3 tRNA genes are annotated in these 253 nt (G+C 53.8%); all 3 read left to right on the top strand.

Annotated elements, in window-relative coordinates:
- The first annotated feature begins 1 nt into the window (after position 1).
- Positions 2-91: transfer RNA gene (locus HMPREF2979_RS06500), tRNA-Ser, on the top strand.
- 9 nt (positions 92-100) lie between these two features.
- A tRNA-Met gene (locus tag HMPREF2979_RS06505) sits at positions 101-174 on the top strand.
- Between the two features lie 3 nt (positions 175-177).
- Positions 178-250 (top strand) — tRNA-Phe (locus HMPREF2979_RS06510).
- Positions 251-253 lie beyond the last annotated feature (3 nt).

The raw sequence follows: 253 nt of genomic DNA on the forward strand, positions 1-253 counted from the left end.
TGGAGGATTACCCAAGTCCGGCTGAAGGGAACGGTCTTGAAAACCGTCAGGCGTGTAAAAGCGTGCGTGGGTTCGAATCCCACATCCTCCTTATAATTAACGCGGGATGGAGCAGCTAGGTAGCTCGTCGGGCTCATAACCCGAAGGTCGTAGGTTCAAATCCTGCTCCCGCAATATGGCTCGGTAGCTCAGTTGGTAGAGCAATGGATTGAAGCTCCATGTGTCGGCGGTTCGATTCCGTCTCGCGCCATTT

This window comes from Streptococcus sp. HMSC078H12 (assembly GCF_001814615.1).
Lineage (GTDB): Bacteria > Bacillota > Bacilli > Lactobacillales > Streptococcaceae > Streptococcus > Streptococcus salivarius_F.